The organism is Methylobacterium organophilum, assembly GCF_022179465.1.
In the GTDB taxonomy this organism is placed as follows: Bacteria; Pseudomonadota; Alphaproteobacteria; order Rhizobiales; family Beijerinckiaceae; genus Methylobacterium; species Methylobacterium organophilum.
In genome coordinates, this window is the sequence record NZ_BPQV01000007.1 from 96,157 (window position 1) to 111,115 (window position 14,959).

The following is a 14,959-nucleotide window of genomic DNA, read 5'->3' on the forward strand; positions in this document are numbered from 1 at the left end:
TCACGCACACGAAGAGCCGTGCAAGGGGGACGATGACGCAAAGGCGTTAGTGAAGCGTTGCTGCTACGTCTCGATTTGCAAGCGGATAGCCTCTTCCTCGGTGATGTTTTTCAGTCATTTCACGCCAGCAGCGTGTCCGGCGGAGAACTGTCGGACGGGCGGGCGTCCTCGCTGCTCGCCGGAGCCGACGGCGCGGCAGGCTCGGCCGAGGCGGCGAGCGGATGCGAGCGGATGATGACCTCGCCGTCCTCGAGGGTGAAGGTGACACCCATGCCGGCGGCCCGGGCCACGAGGCCGGAATAGTAAGGGACGATCCCGTGGGAATCGACGGTGCCGCCCTCCGGCGTACCGGCGATCAGCTCCTCGACATGAGGCGGGATGCGGGCATGGCTGCCCTTGGAGCGCAGCACGAACGCGGGCGCGTCGCCGTCGCCGCTCACCTTCACGTCGATGGTACCGCCGCGGGGGATCGAGGTGGCGGCGATGACGACGAGATTTAAGAGAAGCTTGACCTTGTTCTTGGGGAACAAGGCCTGCGGCGCGCTCCAGCTCAGTTGCGTCTTTTCGTCGGCATACATCGCCCGGGAGACCTTCTCCGCGTCGGCGAGATCGATCGAGGCGCCGGCCGAGCCGGCGGCACCGAAGGCGATGCGTACGAACTGCACCCGGGCCGAGGCGGTGCGCGCGCTCTTGCGGATCAGGTCGAGGGCAAAATCCCGCATGCTCGGATCGTTGTCATCCTCCAGCACCTCGAGACCGTTCACGATCGCGCCGATGGGGCTGATCACGTCGTGGCAGATGCGCGAGCAGAGAAGCGCGGAGAGATCGAGGGCGTCGAGATTCACGGTCGTGGTCATGGCGCGCTCCGCCGAGATGCGGTGTCGGTCGAACCCGAAGGCCCCGGACGACCCGATGACGGGCCGGCGGGACGGGAGGGGCACCGATAGACACCGATCGGTGGTTTGAAAAGCCATCGCTCTACCAGGATGACGGGCAAGAAGACGGTCGACAGCCCGGAGTGATCGGGGCATGACAGAGATATGTCTCCTCCAGCGCCACCGGCAGTCAGCGCCCAACCATCCACCGCCTCCCTCGGTTACGAGACCTGCGACGCGATCGCGGAGCGGCTTGCGGCCATCGCCTGCGAGGCCGGGGAGATCCTGCGCAGCTACCACGGCGGCGACTGCCCGCATCAGCTCAAGCCGGACGGCTCCCCCGCGAGCCTGGCGGATGCGCGCTCGGAGGCCTGCATCCTCGAGCGCCTGCACAAGGCCTGGCCCGGCATCCCGGTCGTGGCGGAGGAGACCTGCTGCGACGCCGCCTGCGCGCCCCTGTTCTTCCTGGTCGATCCCCTCGACGGCACCCGCGACTTCCTGGCGGGCAGCCAGCAATATTGCGTGAACATCTGCCTCGTCCGGGACAAGCGCCCGATCGCCTCGGCCGTCGCCGCGCCGGGCCTGTTCCGGGTCTGGTGCGCGGGGGATACGGCGCGCGAGGCGCCGATCCGCGAGGGGCGCCCGGCCGAATGGCATGCGGTCTCCGTCCGCGCCGCGCCGGGCGGGGGGCTCGTCGCCCTGGTGAGCCGCCGCCACGGCGACAGCGACACCGATGCCTGCCTCGAACGGCTGCCCATCGCGGAGCGGCGCGTCGCCTCCTCGGCCCTGAAGTTCTGCCTGATCGCGGCGGGCGAGGCCGACATCTATGTCCGCTGCGCCCCCACCATGGAATGGGACACCGCGGCGGGCGACCATGTGCTCACCGTCGCCGGCGGCCGGGTGCTGGGACCGGAGGGGGCGGAGGTCACCTACGGCCACCGTGCCCGCTTCTACCGGAACGGCCCCTTCGCGGCACTCGGCGACACGGCCTACGCGCCGCGCCTCGGCCTGCCCCGTGAGAGCGCGGTGAGCTATTTCGACCGGCGCCGCGCCGGCGAGGTCGAACCGCACGGGCCTGTCGCCGAACAGGTTCCGAGCGTCACGTCAGCGTGAGCGTGACCGTCCGTTAACCATCTCTTGCACCGATCCGACCCATAATGCGGCGAATCGGACGCGTTCCGCTCGCGGCACGCGGCCTGCCGCTGCAGCCGAGGAGGACCGAGATGCAGGACGAACCGATCACCCGCCGCCGCCTGGCGACGACGCTGGCCGCCACCGTGGCCGGGCTCGCCCTCTCCCGCGTTCCGGCCCTGGCGGTCGGCGAGGACATGTCGCGGCCCGATTCCTTCCGCGTTTCCGAGGTCGTCGACAACGGCCACCGCTTCTTCGGCAGCGTCTCCCGCGGCCTCGCCCTCACCGTCGAGGAAGCCACGCGCCGCTGGGGCGAGCCCAACGGCTACATCCTCGGACAGGAGGCCTCCGGGGCCTTCGTCGGCGGCCTGCGCTACGGCGAGGGCACGCTCTACACCCGCAATGCCGGCCAGCGCCGGGTCTACTGGCAGGGCCCCTCTCTCGGCTTCGACGTAGGCGGCGACGGCGCGCGGACCATGATGCTCGTCTACAACCTGCCCTCGGTGCGCGATCTCTACCGCCGCTTCGGCGGGGTGAACGGCTCCGCCTATTTCATCGGCGGCTTCGGCATGACCGCCGTGACCAATGACGGCGTGGTCGTGGTGCCGATCCGCACCGGCGTCGGCGCCCGGCTCGGCATCAATGTGGGCTATCTGAAATTCACAGCGAACCCGACCTGGAATCCCTTCTGATTGTATCGAGACACTGGACGATACGGGGAAGGCTTGCCTCGGGATCGGGATCGCGGGCACAACGGGCCCGCAACCTCGCGCGAGTGACCGCCCGCCGGGCGTCGCGTGTGAGCCTGTCGCGAAGCCGGTGAAGAGCGAGCCCGCGTGATCGAGACCGTGATGAGCTTCGCGCTCGGGTTCCTGCTCGCGAGCCTGTGCGCCCTCCTCGTGCTGCCGGCCGTCAGCGCCCGCGCCGCCCGGCTGACCCGCCGCCGCATGGAGGCGGCGCTGCCGCTCTCCACCAGCGAGATCGCCGCCGAGCGCGACGCCCTGCGGGCCGAGTTCGCGGTGCTGCAGCGCCGGCTCGAGCGCAAGGTCGACGAGGCCCGCGCGAAGCGGCAGGCCGACATGGTCGCGATCGGCGCGCGCACCCTGGAGACCGCCGCCATGGCCCGACGGGTGGAGGAGCGCGAGGCCGAGTTGCAGGCCCGCAAGGCCGAGATCGAAGCGGCTCTCGCCCGCATCGACGGCCTCGACAAGGACCTCGCCGCCCTGCGGAGCGACCATGATGTCGGCCTCGCCGCCCTGCAGGCGCTGGAAGCGGCCCATCGCGAGCTCCTCGACGATCTGCGCAGCGCCCGGCGCGAGCGCGAGAGCGCCCGCCGCGACCTTGCGGCGCAGCTCGGCGGGGACGGGACAGGCACCGCAGTGCCCCTCTCCGAGCACGAGGCCCTGCTGGCCCGCCTCGACGCCACCGAGCGGATGCTCTCCGAGGTGCGGGACGCCGATGCCGACCACGATCACGCCGCGCTACGCGCGCGGATCACCGAGGTCGCCGACGCCCTCGCCCACCGCGACAGGCTGCCCGTGGCCACCCCCTTCGCCGCGGCGCGCGGGTAGCCGCTTCTTCCGCTCCCGCTTTCGTGAGCTTACTTGCAGTCGGGCACAGGGACCCGTAAGCAGCGCATCCTCACGGATCGTCTTGCCACGACCCCGCGTGCGCCTTGTTTCGAACACGCCCCGGCATCATCGGGGATCTTCCTTCCCCGTTCGCAGAGAAGAACGATCGAGACTGCCCATGGCCTTGAAGCTGACGCCGCTCACTGCCGCCCTCGCCGGCACCGCCCTGCTCTTCGCGGGGTCCGCCCTGGCCGAGCCGCAGTCCAAGCGCGGCAACGAGACCCTCAAGAAATACTGCACGGGGGATTACCTGTCCTATTGCGGCAATCTCGATCCGGACGATCCGGCGACGGATGCCTGCTTCAAGACCAACTGGGCGAAGCTCTCCGAGAACTGTCGCCGGGCCATCGACGCCTATCACCCCCAGGGCGCCACCACCCCGCGCAAGAAGAGCTGAGACGGCGGCGTTGCATCCGCGGGCTCGCCTCGGCGAGCGGCAACGGCTAAGCTCATGCCCGTCGAGAAGCCGGACCCTCCGATGCCCGCCCGCCTGCACCGCCTGACGCTCCTGACCGCCGCCGGCCTCGCGCTGCTCGCCTGCACGGCCTGCGGCCGGCGCGGCTCGCTCCAGCCGCCGGACGCGACCGCCTCCGCACGACCGGAGGGGTCGGGGACGACGATGCCGGCTTCGCCGCGCAGCCTGCCCAACAGCGTCGGGATCGGCGGCGGCTCGGCCTCGGCGGATCCGGACGCGGTGCGCGAGGGCGACGAGCTCGGCCCCTCCGCCACCGCACCCGGCGGCGACGGCCCGCCCGTGCGCACCGGCAAGGGCGCCAAACGCGGCTACACCATCCCGAAGCAGCCCTTCATCCTCGACCCGATCCTTTAGCCACAGCGCGTTTTTGCGTGAGGCAGCCCTGGCCCCGCGGCCAGGATATGCTTTAGGCATCTCGCCGCCGCCGCAGCCGCGGCGGAAGCGAGTTCGGACGCCGGATGCACCATTTCCACTATCGCAACGGCCGCCTCCAGGCCGAGGAGGTCGACCTCACCGCGCTCGCCGCCCAGGTCGGCACGCCCTTCTACTGCTACAGCACGGCAACGCTGGAGCGGCATTACCGCGTGTTCGCGGAGGCGTTCTCGGGCGACGACGCCCTGGTCTGCTTCGCGATGAAGGCGAATTCCAACCAGGCGGTGCTCGCCACTCTCGCCCGCCAGGGCGCGGGCATGGACATCGTGTCCGAGGGCGAGTTGCACCGGGCTTTGGCGGCCGGGGTCGACCCCAAGAAGATCGTCTTCTCCGGCGTCGGCAAGACCCGCAACGAGATGGCTGCGGCCCTCCAGGCCGGCATCTACTGCTTCAACGTGGAGAGCGAGCCCGAGCTCGACGTGCTCTCCGAGGTCGCCCTGTCCCTCGGCAAGCGCGCGCCGGTCTCGATCCGGGTGAACCCGGACGTGGATGCCGGCACCCACGCCAAGATCTCCACCGGCAAGTACGAGAACAAGTTCGGCATCCCGATCACCCGGGCGCCCACGGTCTATGCCCATGCCGCCACCCTGAAGGGCATCGCCGTCACCGGCGTCGACATGCATATCGGCAGTCAGATCACAGACCTGACGCCCTTCGACAACGCGGCGCGGCTCCTCGCCGAACTCGCCCGCGCACTGATAGCCCAGGGGCACACGCTCGACCATATCGATTTCGGCGGCGGCCTCGGCATCCCCTATCGCGAGGACAACGCGCCCCCGCCGGACCCGGCGGCGCTGGCCAGGATCCTGCGCCCGCATTTCCAGCCGCTCGGCCTGCGCCCCGTCTTCGAGATCGGCCGGATGATCGCAGGCAATGCGGGCATCCTGCTCACCCGCGTGATCTACGTGAAAAAGAGCGAGGGCCGCACCTTCGTCATCGTCGATGCGGCGATGAACGACCTGATCCGCCCGACCCTCTACGAGGCCTTCCACGCTCTGCGCCCGGTGGCAGAGCCCGCCTCCGACACGCCCCGGATCGTCGCCGACGTGGTCGGCCCGGTCTGCGAGAGCGGCGATTACCTCGCCCTGTCCCGGGACATGCCCGAGGTCGCCCCGGGCGACCTGCTCGCGGTGATGACGGCGGGCGCCTATGGCGCGGTCCAGTCCGGCACCTACAACACCCGCCGCCTCGTGCCCGAGGTGCTGGTGCGCGCCGACAAGGCCGCCATCGTGCGCCCGCGCCCGACCTACCAGGACCTGATCAGCCTCGACCATCTGCCGGACTGGCTGACCTGAGCGGACACCGCGCGGACCGGGCTGATTTGACCCGGCGGAAGCCGCCCGGCACCATGCTAGCCTGGATGACCGGGCAGGCTGCGCGAGGCGTGCGGCCCCGGTGGGAGCCACGGACGGATGGCAGGGGTCTTTCGGAAGCGGCCTGAGAGCGGGAACGGGGCGACGCCCGCGGCGCGCCTCGACCGGCTCGTCGCCCGGGCGCGGGCGGCGGGGCTCGTCGAGCGGGTCTGGCCGATCCTCTGGCGCGGCCTCGGGGTGCTGCTCCTGTTCCTGGCCTGCTCCTGGCTCGGGCTCTGGCTCGATCTCGGGCCGAGCGCCCGGATCGCCGGGCTCGCCCTCTTCGCCCTGCTCCTCGCCGCCGCCACCCTGCCGCTCCTGCGGGTCGGGCGCCCCGACCGGCGCGAGGCGCTGGCCCGCCTCGACCGAGAGGCGGCGCGCGCAGGCGGCCTGTCCCACGATCCGGCCTCGACCCTGGAGGACACCCTCGCCGTAGGCCAGACGGACCCGGCGACGCGGGCCCTGTGGGCGCTCCACCAGCGCCGCGCCGCGGCGCAGATCGCGCGGCTGAGGGTCGGCCCGCCTCGACCGGACATGCCCCGCCACGATCCCGTGGCTTTGCGCGCGGGCGTCATCGTGGCGGCTTTCGCCGCCTTCTTCGTCGCCGGCCCGGAATGGCGTGAACGCGTTGGCGCCGCCTTCGACTGGCGCGCTCCGCCGCCCTCCGCCCCGAATTTCCGCATCGACGGCTGGATCGACCCGCCGCTCTATACCCGGCTGCCGCCGCTCATCGTCACCATGAGCGGCGCGGCCGCCGAGACCGAGCAGCGCCTGCGCGCGCCGGTCAATTCCACCCTGATCGTGCGCATCGCCGGGCATGGCGAGGCGACCCTGACCCCGAACGCCGCCCTGACACCGGTGACCCGGGAGGGGAACGGCAAGGAGAAGGACGCCAAGGGGGCGGCCTCCGCCCCCGCCGGATCCGGTCGTGTGCCAGCCCCGAGCGAGGCGCGCTCGGACCTGCGTGAGGAGCGTTTCCGGCTCTCCGGCGGCCTCGCCGAGCTCTCCGTGGCCACGCCCGGCGCCGCACCACGGCGCCTCGTGATCGAGGCGATCCCCGACAAGCCGCCGGAGGTACGCCAGATCGGCGGCCTGGAGGCGAATGGCCGAGGCACTTTCAACCTGACCTACCGCGCCAAGGACGATTACGGCATCGCCTCCGCGGAAGGGATCGTGGAGCCGCTGAAGGGCACCCGTTCCCTGGTGCCGCCGCCGCATCTGTCCCTGGCCCTGCCCGGCGATCCCTCGGGCGAGGCGGACGTGAAAACGCTGATCGACCTCACCGACAATCCCTGGTCCGGGGCGCGGGTGCGGCTCTCCCTGGTGGTGAAGGACGAGGCCGGCCAGGAGGGGCGCACCGCCCCCACCGAGGTCGTGTTGCCCGAGCGGCCCTTCACCCAGCCCCTGGCCCGCGCGCTGGCCGAGGAGCGCCGGCGGCTGGTCACGGCGCCGGACGAGGACCGCAAGCGGGTGCAGACGGCCCTTGATGCCCTGCTGATCGCCCCCGACCGCTTCACGCCGCAGCCGAGCGTGTTCCTCGGCCTCAAGACCGCGACCCGGCGCCTGCGCGCCGCCGACGAGGATGCCGACCTGATCGAAGTGGCCGACCTGCTCTGGGAGATGGCCCTCAAGATCGAGGACGGGGATCTCTCCGACGCCGAGAAGGCCCTGCGGGCGGCCCAGGACCGCCTCAAGGAGGCGATCGAGCGCGGCGCCTCCGACGAGGAGATCGCCAAACTGACCCAGGATCTGAAGCAGGCGCTGGACAAGTTCATGAAGGAGTTCGCCGACAAGCAGCGGCAGAACCCGCAATCGCAGCGCCAGCAGCAGGCCGAGCAGAATCAGCGCAACGCCAAGACGGTGACCCCCGACGACCTGCAGAAGATGCTCAAGGACATGCAGGAGGCCATGCGCCGGGGCGACACCGCGGAGGCGCAACGCCTGCTCGAGGAATTGCGCAACGTGCTGGAGAACCTGCAAAGCGCCCAGAACGGCCAGCGCCAGAACCAGTCCAGCGCCGAGATGAACCGCCAGATGCAGGAGCTCGACCAGATGTCGCGCGACCAGCAGGAGCTGCGCGACCAGACCTTCAAGGAGGGCCAGGAGCGGCGGGACAGCCAGCAACGCCAAGGGCAGCCGCGCCGGGGCCAGGGACGGCCCCAGGGCCAGCCGGAGCAGCAGCAGGGCCAGAACGGCCAGGGCGAGCAGGGCCAACAGCAGGGCAACGGCCCATCGCAGCAGGGCCAGCAGGGGTCGGGGCAGCGCCAGCAGGCCCTGCGCCAGCGCCTGGAGGACCTTCAGCGTCGCATGAAGGAACAGGGCCTGCAGGGCGAGCAGGGCCTCTCCGACGCCGAGGACGCCATGCGCGAGGCGGAGGATGCGCTGGGCAAGGGTCAGGACGGCCGCGCCGTCGACGCCCAGGGCCGCGCCCTCGAAGGCCTCAAGAAGGGCGCCGAGGGCATGCAGCAGCAGATGCAACAGATGGCCGAGGGCGAGGGGCAGGAAGGCCAGCAGCCCAGCGACAATCCCGGCCAGCAGGGCCAGTCGAGCTCCTCTGAGGACGATCCCCTCGGCCGCCCGACCAAGGGGCGGGACATGAACGGCCGGGCGCGCGTGCCCAACGCCGACGAATCCGCCGTGCAGCGCGCCCGCCGGATCATGGACGAGCTGCGGCGCAAGCTCGGCGACCCGACCCGGCCCCAGGAGGAGCTCGATTATTTCGAGCGCCTGCTGCGCCGGAACTGACGCGCTCCTGCCCTTCGCCGCCGCGCATGGCATAAGCGCGGCCGCCTCCACCGCGAGAGATCCGACTCCCGATGTCCGCCGACACCCTCGTCCTGATCGCCTGCCTCGCGGTGGCCGTCGTGCTGCTCTTCGGCCTCGTCAACATGTTGCGCGGGGGCAGCGCGAATCTCTCGCAGAAACTGATGCGCCTGCGCGTGCTGCTTCAGTTCTTCGCCATCCTGTTCATCATGGGCGTCATCTGGTGGCGGGGCGCCTGAGGCAGGGGCATCGACAGATCCGCGCGTTTTTCACGCTTGTGGCATGGCGCGAGGAACCGCTCACGAGGGGTGACGCGGGGCGTTGCGAAGCAGCCGCCGTCTCCCTTCGTCGGGCACGGCAATGCAGCGATGAGGACGGTGTCCGCACGCCGATCCATCCTCGCCGCGCGATGACAAGGGAGCCGGTGGCCGCGCATTCAGGCGGCGGGGTGGCTTGCCTCGCCCGGACGGGGAAGCCGCAGGAGGAGGAAGCGGAAGACGGCCCCCTCACGGGATTGGTCCTCGACCCGATCCCCCTCCTCCCGGACGGCGTTGGGGATATCAAGGCCGGCCAGGGGATCGCTGGCGCGGACGACGAGGCGCTGGCCCGGCCTCAACGCCCGCAAGGCCTTGCGGGTGCGCAGCGCCGGCAGGGGGCAGCGCAGGCCGACGAGGTCGAGTTCGAGGGCAGGGGCGTCGGCCGGGGGCATGCCGGCCCGATAGCACGAAAACGCCCCACCGCCTCGAGGGCAGCAGGGCGCGATCGAAGCGTCCGTAGGGCAGCTCAGTAGCCCCAGCCGTAATAGCCCGGATAGCCGCCGTAGTAGCCGTAGCTCACCGGGCGCCCGTAATAGCCGTAGCCGACGGGACGGCCGTAATAGCCGTAACCATAGGCCGGGTAGCCGTAGCCGCCGTAATAGTAGTCCCGGCGGGCGGCACTCGCCGCGAGGGCACCCCCGATCAGGCCGAGGGCAGCGCCGGCGAAGAGAGCGCCGCCGACATTGCCGCGGCGATAGCCGTAGCCGCCGTAATAGCCCCGGCGCCAATGGACTTGGTCCACGGTGCCGTTGACACCGCCGACCAGACCCTTGCCCGCGGCGGGAAGCGGCGCGGCCTGGACGGGGACGAAGGTGGTGAAGGTCATCGCCGCGACGCCGAGGCCGGCGACGGCGAAGGTGCGGATGCGCGACATGGGAGCAGAACTCCGTCAGTGAATCTTCCACCGCACAAACGATAACCTATGACAAACCGTTCCTGTGCTTGCGCCTGCCTCACGCGCGGGCGCGCGGCTCCGGTGCCGAACCGCACATGACGGGCAGGCGGGCGGGGAGGAAGAGGGACGGAATCGCGCCTCAGAACGTGCAGGTGTCGAAGGCCGGATCGACGGAGCGCTCCCAGGGGCCCTCGTAGGCGGCGAGCAGATCCTCCGCATGGCTGCGGCCGGCGGCGATAATCTCTTCCAGGGGCTGAAGGTAGATCGTCTCGTCGCGACCGGAGGCGTCGCGGCGCGCCCGCGCCTGCAGGCCCCGACGGGCGATGGCGATGGCCTCTGCCGCGACCGTACCGAGGCAGCGCCCGTCGATACAGACTTTGAAGCCGAGGCGAGGCACTCCGGAGCGCATCGCCTCTCGCTCCGAAGCGCTCCAGCCCTTCACCAGATCCCAGGCCGCGTCGAGGGCCGCCTCGTCGTAGAGCAGGCCGGTCCAGAAGGCGGCCTGGGCCGCGATCATCCCCGCGTCGCCGACATCGGCCCCGCGCATCTCCAGAAAGCGCTTGAGCCGCACCTCCGGGAACACCGTGGAGGCGTGGTTCGCCCAGTCCGAAACCGTGGCGCGCTCGCCGGGCAATTGCGCTAACCGGCCGGCCATCAGGTCGCGGAAGGAGGCGCCGGCCACGTCGTGATAAGTCTCGCCGCGCTTTACGAAATACATCGGCACGTCGAGCAGCCAGTCGACATAGGCCTCGTAGCCGAAGCCTTCGTCGAAGGCGAAGGACAGCATGCCGGTGCGGTCGGCATCGGTGTCGCGCCAGATCTCCGAGCGGCGGGAGAGGAAGCCGTTGGGGCGCCCATCGGTGAAGGGCGAGTTGGCGAAGAGCGCGGTGGCGATCGGCTGCAGGGCGAGGCTGACGCGCATCTTGCGGGCCATGTCGGCCTCGCTGCAGAAATCCACGTTCACCTGCACGGTGGCGGTGCGCAGCATCATGTCGAGGCCGAGGCTGCCGACTTTCGGCATGTAGGCATGCATGATGCGATAGCGGCTCTTCGGCATCAGCGGGGTCTCTTCCCGCGTCCATTTCGGGCTCATGCCGAGATCGAGGAAACCGATGCCGAGGGGATCGGCAGCGCGCTTCACCGCGGCGAGATGCTCGGAGAGTTCGGCCACGGTGGCGTGCACGTCGGGGAGCGGCGCGCCGGAGAGTTCGAACTGGCCGCCGGGCTCGATGGAGATCGCTCCGCCTTCGGCGCCTGCGAGGCCGATGATGTTGCCCGCATCGAGGATCGGCTCCCAGCCGGTCTCACGGCCGAGCCCCTCGAGCAGGGCGCGGATGCCGGTGTCGCCGCCATAGGGCACCGGCTGGCGGGTCGCGCGATAGAAGGGGACCTTCTCGTGCTCGGTGCCGATGGCGAACGAATCCGCGGGTTTCTCCCCGGCGGAGAACCACTCGATCAGCTCGTCCCGCGTGGTGAGCGGGGTGGTGTCGGACGTATCGCGCGCCATGCGCTGCCTCGCCGGGAAACGTCGATCGTTGAAGACGGACGCGCCGGAGCCCGCCTCCGGGCGGTGACCGGCGGCGGCCGCTCGGAATGTCGTGTCCATAGAGGAGGCTTCAAGGGCGGACAACGCGGCCGCGCTTCGCATAGGTGAATGACACCGGAAGCATGGCTCCAAGGACACGCCTCGCGGGCTCCCGGCAGGGGGGGGTGACATCCGGCGCCCACACGACAACCCTCGATCGCATGACGCAGTTTCGGCGCACCCTGACCGGCTTCCAGGCCTTCGTGCTCTCCCTGGCAATCATCGCGCCGACACTCGCCATGGCCTTCAACGTCTCCCTGTCGGTGCAGGCAGCGGGACAGGCGGCGCCGCTCGCCTTCCTCGTCGGCGGGGCGGCGATGGGGCTGATCGGCCTCTCCTTCGTCGCTTTCAGCCGCCGGATCGCGAGCGCCGGATCGGCCCAGGCCTATGTCGGCGCCGTATTCGGCCGGCGCTGGGGGTTCGTGGCGGGGTGGGGACTGCTGCTCGCCTATCTTGCCTTCCTCGCCTCTGCGACCTCGCTGATCGGCGGCTTCCTCGCGGTGGGGCTCGCGCATCTGGGCCTCAGCCATCCCTGGCTCTGGCTCGCCATCGCGCTCTCCGGGGGCACCCTGGTGATCGTGCTGGGCGGCCGGGAGATCCGGCAGGCCACGGCGGTGATGCTCGCCATCGAAGTGGCGGCGGTGCTGGCGATCGTGGTTCTGGCCGGGGTGATCCTGGCGAGCGTGCCGCTGACGGCCGAGCCGTTCTGGCCCGATCCGGCGCGCGGTCTCTCCGGGCTCGGCTTCGGCATGGTCTTCGCCGTGCTCTCGCTCGCCGGCTTCGAGGGCGCGGCGACGGTCGCCGAAGAGACCAGCGACCCGCATCGGGCGATTCCCCGCGCAATCCTCGGCTCGCTGATCGCAGCGACGCTGCTCTACGCGCTCGTCTCCTACGCGCAGGTGCTCGGCTACGGGCGCATGGGCATCGAAGCCCTCGGCACGGCGCCCGCACCGCTCGACACGCTGTCCGAGCGTTACCTCTCCCGGAGCTACGGCATCTTCCTCGACCTCGCCGCGGGCGTCAGCTCGCTGGCCTGCGCGCTGGGCACGGCGACCGCGGCAGCCCGCATCCTCTACGCGCTGGGCGGGGCCGGCCTCGGGGGCCGTTTCGCCGAGATCGATCCCGCCCACGGGGCGCCGCGAACCGCGATCCGATTCGTCGGCGGCCTCAACCTGCTCCTGCTGATCGTCTTCGGGAGCTTCGCCGGATCGCGGGCCTTCAGCGAGGCCTGTGCCACCACCGCCACCCTGGTGCTCATTCTCGTCTACGTGGCCGTGGGCCTCGCCCAGGGCGTGCTGGCGGCGCGGGAGCGGCGCTGGGGCTGGAGCGTGACGGGTTTTGCGGGGAGTCTGCTCCTGGCTTGGCCGCTCCTCAACAGCCTCTACCCACCGCCCGCCTGGCCCGGCCCGCTCTGGCCGCTCCTCGTGCTTGCCTGGATGGGCGCCGGCCTCGCCCTCGTCCGCCGCGCGACACCGCGCAAAGCCTAGAAACCGGCCTGAACGGGCGGGCAGGCCCGGACATCGCGCGGGCGATCCCATGCCGGGGCAATCGCGGACGGATGGGAACACCCGGCGCGCGCCCCCGTTCTGCCGGTCGAGGTTCGTCCACTCGGGCGGCCACCGAAGGCGAGGGTGAGCGATGTGCGGCATCTGCGGAGAGATCAGCTTCGACGGCGCGGCCGATCCCTCGGCGATCCGCGCGATGATGCGGGAGTTGCACCCGCGCGGGCCGGATGCCGGAGGGATCCACGGCCAGGGCGGGGTGCTTTTCGGCCATTGCCGCCTGAAGATCATCGACCTGTCGGAGGCGGGGCAGCAGCCGATGGTCGATCCCGAACTCGGGCTCGCCATCGTCTTCAACGGCTGCATCTACAACTATCCGGCCCTGCGCGAGGCGCTGACGGCGATCGGCTACCGCTTCTTCTCGACCAGCGACACGGAGGTGGTGCTCAAGGCCTATCATGCCTGGGGCAGGGATTGCGTGACGCGCTTCCTCGGCATGTTCGCCTTCGCCGTGCATGAGCGCGATTCCGGCCGCGTTGTGCTTGCCCGCGACCGGCTCGGCATCAAGCCGCTCTATTACAGCGAGGCGCGAAAGCGCTTCCGCTTCGCTTCCTCGCTGCCCGCACTCCTGGCGGCCGGCGACGTCGACACCGCGATCGACCCGCGCGCGCTCCACCACTACATGAGCTGGCACGCGGGCGTGCCGGCGCCGCTCACCATCCTGAAGGGCGTGCGCAAGCTGCATCCGGCCACCATCCTGACGATCGAGCCCAACGGCGAGCGCCGGGAAGAGACCTACTGGAGGCTCACCATCGGCCCCCGCGACGCGGACCGCGGGATGAGCGAGGCCGATTGGCGCGACGCGGTGCTCGACTCCCTCGGCACGGCGGTGGAGCGCCGCCAGATCGCCGACGTGCCGACCGGCGTGCTGCTCTCGGGCGGCCTCGATTCCTCGATCATCGTGGCCCTGCTGGCAAAGAAGGGGCAGACCGGCCTGAAGACGTTTTCGGTCGGCTTCGACGCCGTGAACGGCGTCGAGGGCGACGAGTTCAAGTATTCCGACATCATCGCCCGGGAATTCGAGACCGACCATACCAAGCTCGTTGTCGATGGCGCCCGCACCCTCGACGCCCTGCCGCTCGCGATCCACGCCATGGCCGAGCCGCAGATGAGCCACGACGCCGTCGCCTTCCTGCTGCTCTCTCAGGAGGTGTCGAAGCACGTGAAGGTGATCCAGAGCGGCCAGGGCGCCGACGAGGTCTTCGGCGGCTATCACTGGTATCCGAAGCTGATGGGCTCGACCGATCCGGTCGGCGACTACGCGAAAGCCTATTTCGACCGCGACCACACGGAGATGAAGCAGGCGCTCGCCCCGGACTTCGTGAACGGCGATGATAGCCGCGACTACATCGCGGCGTTCTTCGCCGCCTCGAACAGCCGAAGCGCCATCGACAAGACCCTGGAGCTCGATCAGCGCATCATGCTCGTCGACGATCCGGTCAAGCGGGTCGACAACATGACCATGGCCTGCGGGCTCGAGGCGCGGGTGCCCTTTCTCGACCACGAGCTGGTGGAACTCGCGGCCCGAATCCCGGCGGAGCTGAAGGTGAAGGGCGAGGGCAAGCACATCCTGAAGGAAGCGGCCCGGACGGTGGTGCCCGCAGAGGTGATCGACCGGAAGAAGGGCTATTTTCCCGTTCCCGCCCTCAAGCACATCCGCGGCCCGTTCCTGGACTACGTGCGCGACGTGCTCGACGAGCCGGCGGCCCGGCATCGGGGGCTGTTCAACCGCGCCTATGTCGACCACCTGCTGGCCGACCCGGACGGGACCCTGACACCGAAGGGCAATTCCAAGCTCTGGCAGGTCGCGCTGCTGGAGGCCTGGCTGCAGAGCCACGGCATCTGATCCTGCACCGACCGCGTTGCCCCGGCAGGCAGGCCGCCCGGGGAAATCGCCCGCGCTCAAGCTGACGCGGTTTCTCCACGATCGTCGCCGAAGGG

General features: G+C 70.4%; 14 protein-coding genes. 10 read left to right on the forward strand and 4 right to left on the reverse strand.

The annotated features are described in order from the left end of the window. Positions 1-119 precede the first annotated feature (119 nt). A complete protein-coding gene (gene chpT, locus MFF21_RS13230) occupies positions 120-857 on the reverse strand; it encodes a histidine phosphotransferase ChpT (RefSeq protein ID WP_238311587.1) in 738 nt (245 codons plus the stop codon). A 183-nt stretch (positions 858-1,040) separates the two neighbouring features. Here chpT and MFF21_RS13235 point away from each other — a divergent pair, with 183 nt between their 5' ends. From MFF21_RS13235 to MFF21_RS13270, 8 genes are all read left to right on the forward strand, one after another. Beyond that, complete coding sequence (locus tag MFF21_RS13235; RefSeq protein ID WP_238311588.1) at positions 1,041-1,988, forward strand: 3'(2'),5'-bisphosphate nucleotidase CysQ family protein; 948 nt, start codon at positions 1,041-1,043, stop codon at positions 1,986-1,988. A 110-nt stretch (positions 1,989-2,098) separates the two neighbouring features. After that, positions 2,099-2,698, forward strand: a complete 600-nt coding sequence (locus MFF21_RS13240) for a DUF1134 domain-containing protein (protein ID WP_238311589.1) — start codon at positions 2,099-2,101, stop codon at positions 2,696-2,698. A gap of 144 nt (positions 2,699-2,842) precedes the next feature. Next, positions 2,843-3,577, forward strand: a complete 735-nt coding sequence (locus tag MFF21_RS13245; RefSeq protein WP_238311590.1) for an Atg14 domain-containing protein — start codon at positions 2,843-2,845, stop codon at positions 3,575-3,577. Positions 3,578-3,755: 178 nt separating this feature from the next. Beyond that, on the forward strand, positions 3,756-4,034 hold the full coding sequence (locus MFF21_RS13250) for a 3',5'-cyclic-nucleotide phosphodiesterase (protein WP_238311591.1): 279 nt from the start codon (positions 3,756-3,758) through the stop codon (positions 4,032-4,034). Between the two features lie 81 nt (positions 4,035-4,115). Beyond that, positions 4,116-4,466 (forward strand): hypothetical protein, encoded by a 351-nt coding sequence (locus MFF21_RS13255; RefSeq protein ID WP_238311592.1) that lies wholly within the window; start codon positions 4,116-4,118, stop codon positions 4,464-4,466. Positions 4,467-4,570: 104 nt separating this feature from the next. Beyond that, on the forward strand, positions 4,571-5,839 hold the full coding sequence (gene lysA, locus MFF21_RS13260; protein ID WP_238311593.1) for a diaminopimelate decarboxylase: 1,269 nt from the start codon (positions 4,571-4,573) through the stop codon (positions 5,837-5,839). 117 nt (positions 5,840-5,956) lie between these two features. Further along, a complete protein-coding gene (locus MFF21_RS13265; RefSeq protein ID WP_238311594.1) occupies positions 5,957-8,641 on the forward strand; it encodes a TIGR02302 family protein in 2,685 nt (894 codons plus the stop codon). Positions 8,642-8,712: 71 nt separating this feature from the next. Next, entirely contained in the window at positions 8,713-8,898 is a 186-nt protein-coding gene (locus tag MFF21_RS13270) for a twin transmembrane helix small protein (RefSeq protein WP_238311595.1), read from the forward strand. A gap of 197 nt (positions 8,899-9,095) precedes the next feature. On the opposite strand, the gene MFF21_RS13275 is transcribed toward MFF21_RS13270, so the two are convergent. The 3 genes from MFF21_RS13275 to MFF21_RS13285 form a co-directional block, all read right to left on the reverse strand. Continuing rightward, entirely contained in the window at positions 9,096-9,368 is a 273-nt protein-coding gene (locus MFF21_RS13275) for a sulfurtransferase TusA family protein (protein WP_238311596.1), read from the reverse strand. A gap of 74 nt (positions 9,369-9,442) precedes the next feature. Continuing rightward, positions 9,443-9,850, reverse strand: a complete 408-nt coding sequence (locus MFF21_RS13280; RefSeq protein WP_238311597.1) for a hypothetical protein — start codon at positions 9,848-9,850, stop codon at positions 9,443-9,445. Positions 9,851-10,010: 160 nt separating this feature from the next. Next, on the reverse strand, positions 10,011-11,378 hold the full coding sequence (locus MFF21_RS13285) for a glutamate--cysteine ligase (protein WP_238311598.1): 1,368 nt from the start codon (positions 11,376-11,378) through the stop codon (positions 10,011-10,013). A 239-nt stretch (positions 11,379-11,617) separates the two neighbouring features. Here MFF21_RS13285 and MFF21_RS13290 point away from each other — a divergent pair, with 239 nt between their 5' ends. Further along, positions 11,618-12,943 (forward strand): APC family permease, encoded by a 1,326-nt coding sequence (locus MFF21_RS13290; protein ID WP_238311599.1) that lies wholly within the window; start codon positions 11,618-11,620, stop codon positions 12,941-12,943. Between the two features lie 151 nt (positions 12,944-13,094). After that, positions 13,095-14,864 carry an N-acetylglutaminylglutamine amidotransferase gene (locus MFF21_RS13295; protein WP_238311600.1) on the forward strand — a complete coding sequence of 590 codons (1,770 nt, stop codon included), beginning with the start codon at positions 13,095-13,097 and terminating at the stop codon, positions 14,862-14,864. Positions 14,865-14,959: the final 95 nt, after the last annotated feature.

Excerpts from the sequence above, each read along its gene's own strand:
- MFF21_RS13295 (WP_238311600.1), top strand. The coding sequence starts at position 13,095 with ATGTGCGGCATCTGCGGAGAGATCAGCTTCGACGGCGCGGCCGATCCC.
- MFF21_RS13235 (WP_238311588.1), top strand. The coding sequence starts at position 1,041 with ATGTCTCCTCCAGCGCCACCGGCAGTCAGCGCCCAACCATCCACCGCC.
- MFF21_RS13290 (WP_238311599.1), top strand. The coding sequence starts at position 11,618 with ATGACGCAGTTTCGGCGCACCCTGACCGGCTTCCAGGCCTTCGTGCTC.
- MFF21_RS13285 (WP_238311598.1), bottom strand. The coding sequence starts at position 11,378 with ATGGCGCGCGATACGTCCGACACCACCCCGCTCACCACGCGGGACGAG.
- MFF21_RS13270 (WP_238311595.1), top strand. The coding sequence starts at position 8,713 with ATGTCCGCCGACACCCTCGTCCTGATCGCCTGCCTCGCGGTGGCCGTC.
- chpT (WP_238311587.1), bottom strand. The coding sequence starts at position 857 with ATGACCACGACCGTGAATCTCGACGCCCTCGATCTCTCCGCGCTTCTC.
- MFF21_RS13250 (WP_238311591.1), top strand. The coding sequence starts at position 3,756 with ATGGCCTTGAAGCTGACGCCGCTCACTGCCGCCCTCGCCGGCACCGCC.
- MFF21_RS13265 (WP_238311594.1), top strand. The coding sequence starts at position 5,957 with ATGGCAGGGGTCTTTCGGAAGCGGCCTGAGAGCGGGAACGGGGCGACG.
- MFF21_RS13275 (WP_238311596.1), bottom strand. The coding sequence starts at position 9,368 with ATGCCCCCGGCCGACGCCCCTGCCCTCGAACTCGACCTCGTCGGCCTG.
- MFF21_RS13280 (WP_238311597.1), bottom strand. The coding sequence starts at position 9,850 with ATGTCGCGCATCCGCACCTTCGCCGTCGCCGGCCTCGGCGTCGCGGCG.
- MFF21_RS13255 (WP_238311592.1), top strand. The coding sequence starts at position 4,116 with ATGCCCGCCCGCCTGCACCGCCTGACGCTCCTGACCGCCGCCGGCCTC.
- lysA (WP_238311593.1), top strand. The coding sequence starts at position 4,571 with ATGCACCATTTCCACTATCGCAACGGCCGCCTCCAGGCCGAGGAGGTC.
- MFF21_RS13240 (WP_238311589.1), top strand. The coding sequence starts at position 2,099 with ATGCAGGACGAACCGATCACCCGCCGCCGCCTGGCGACGACGCTGGCC.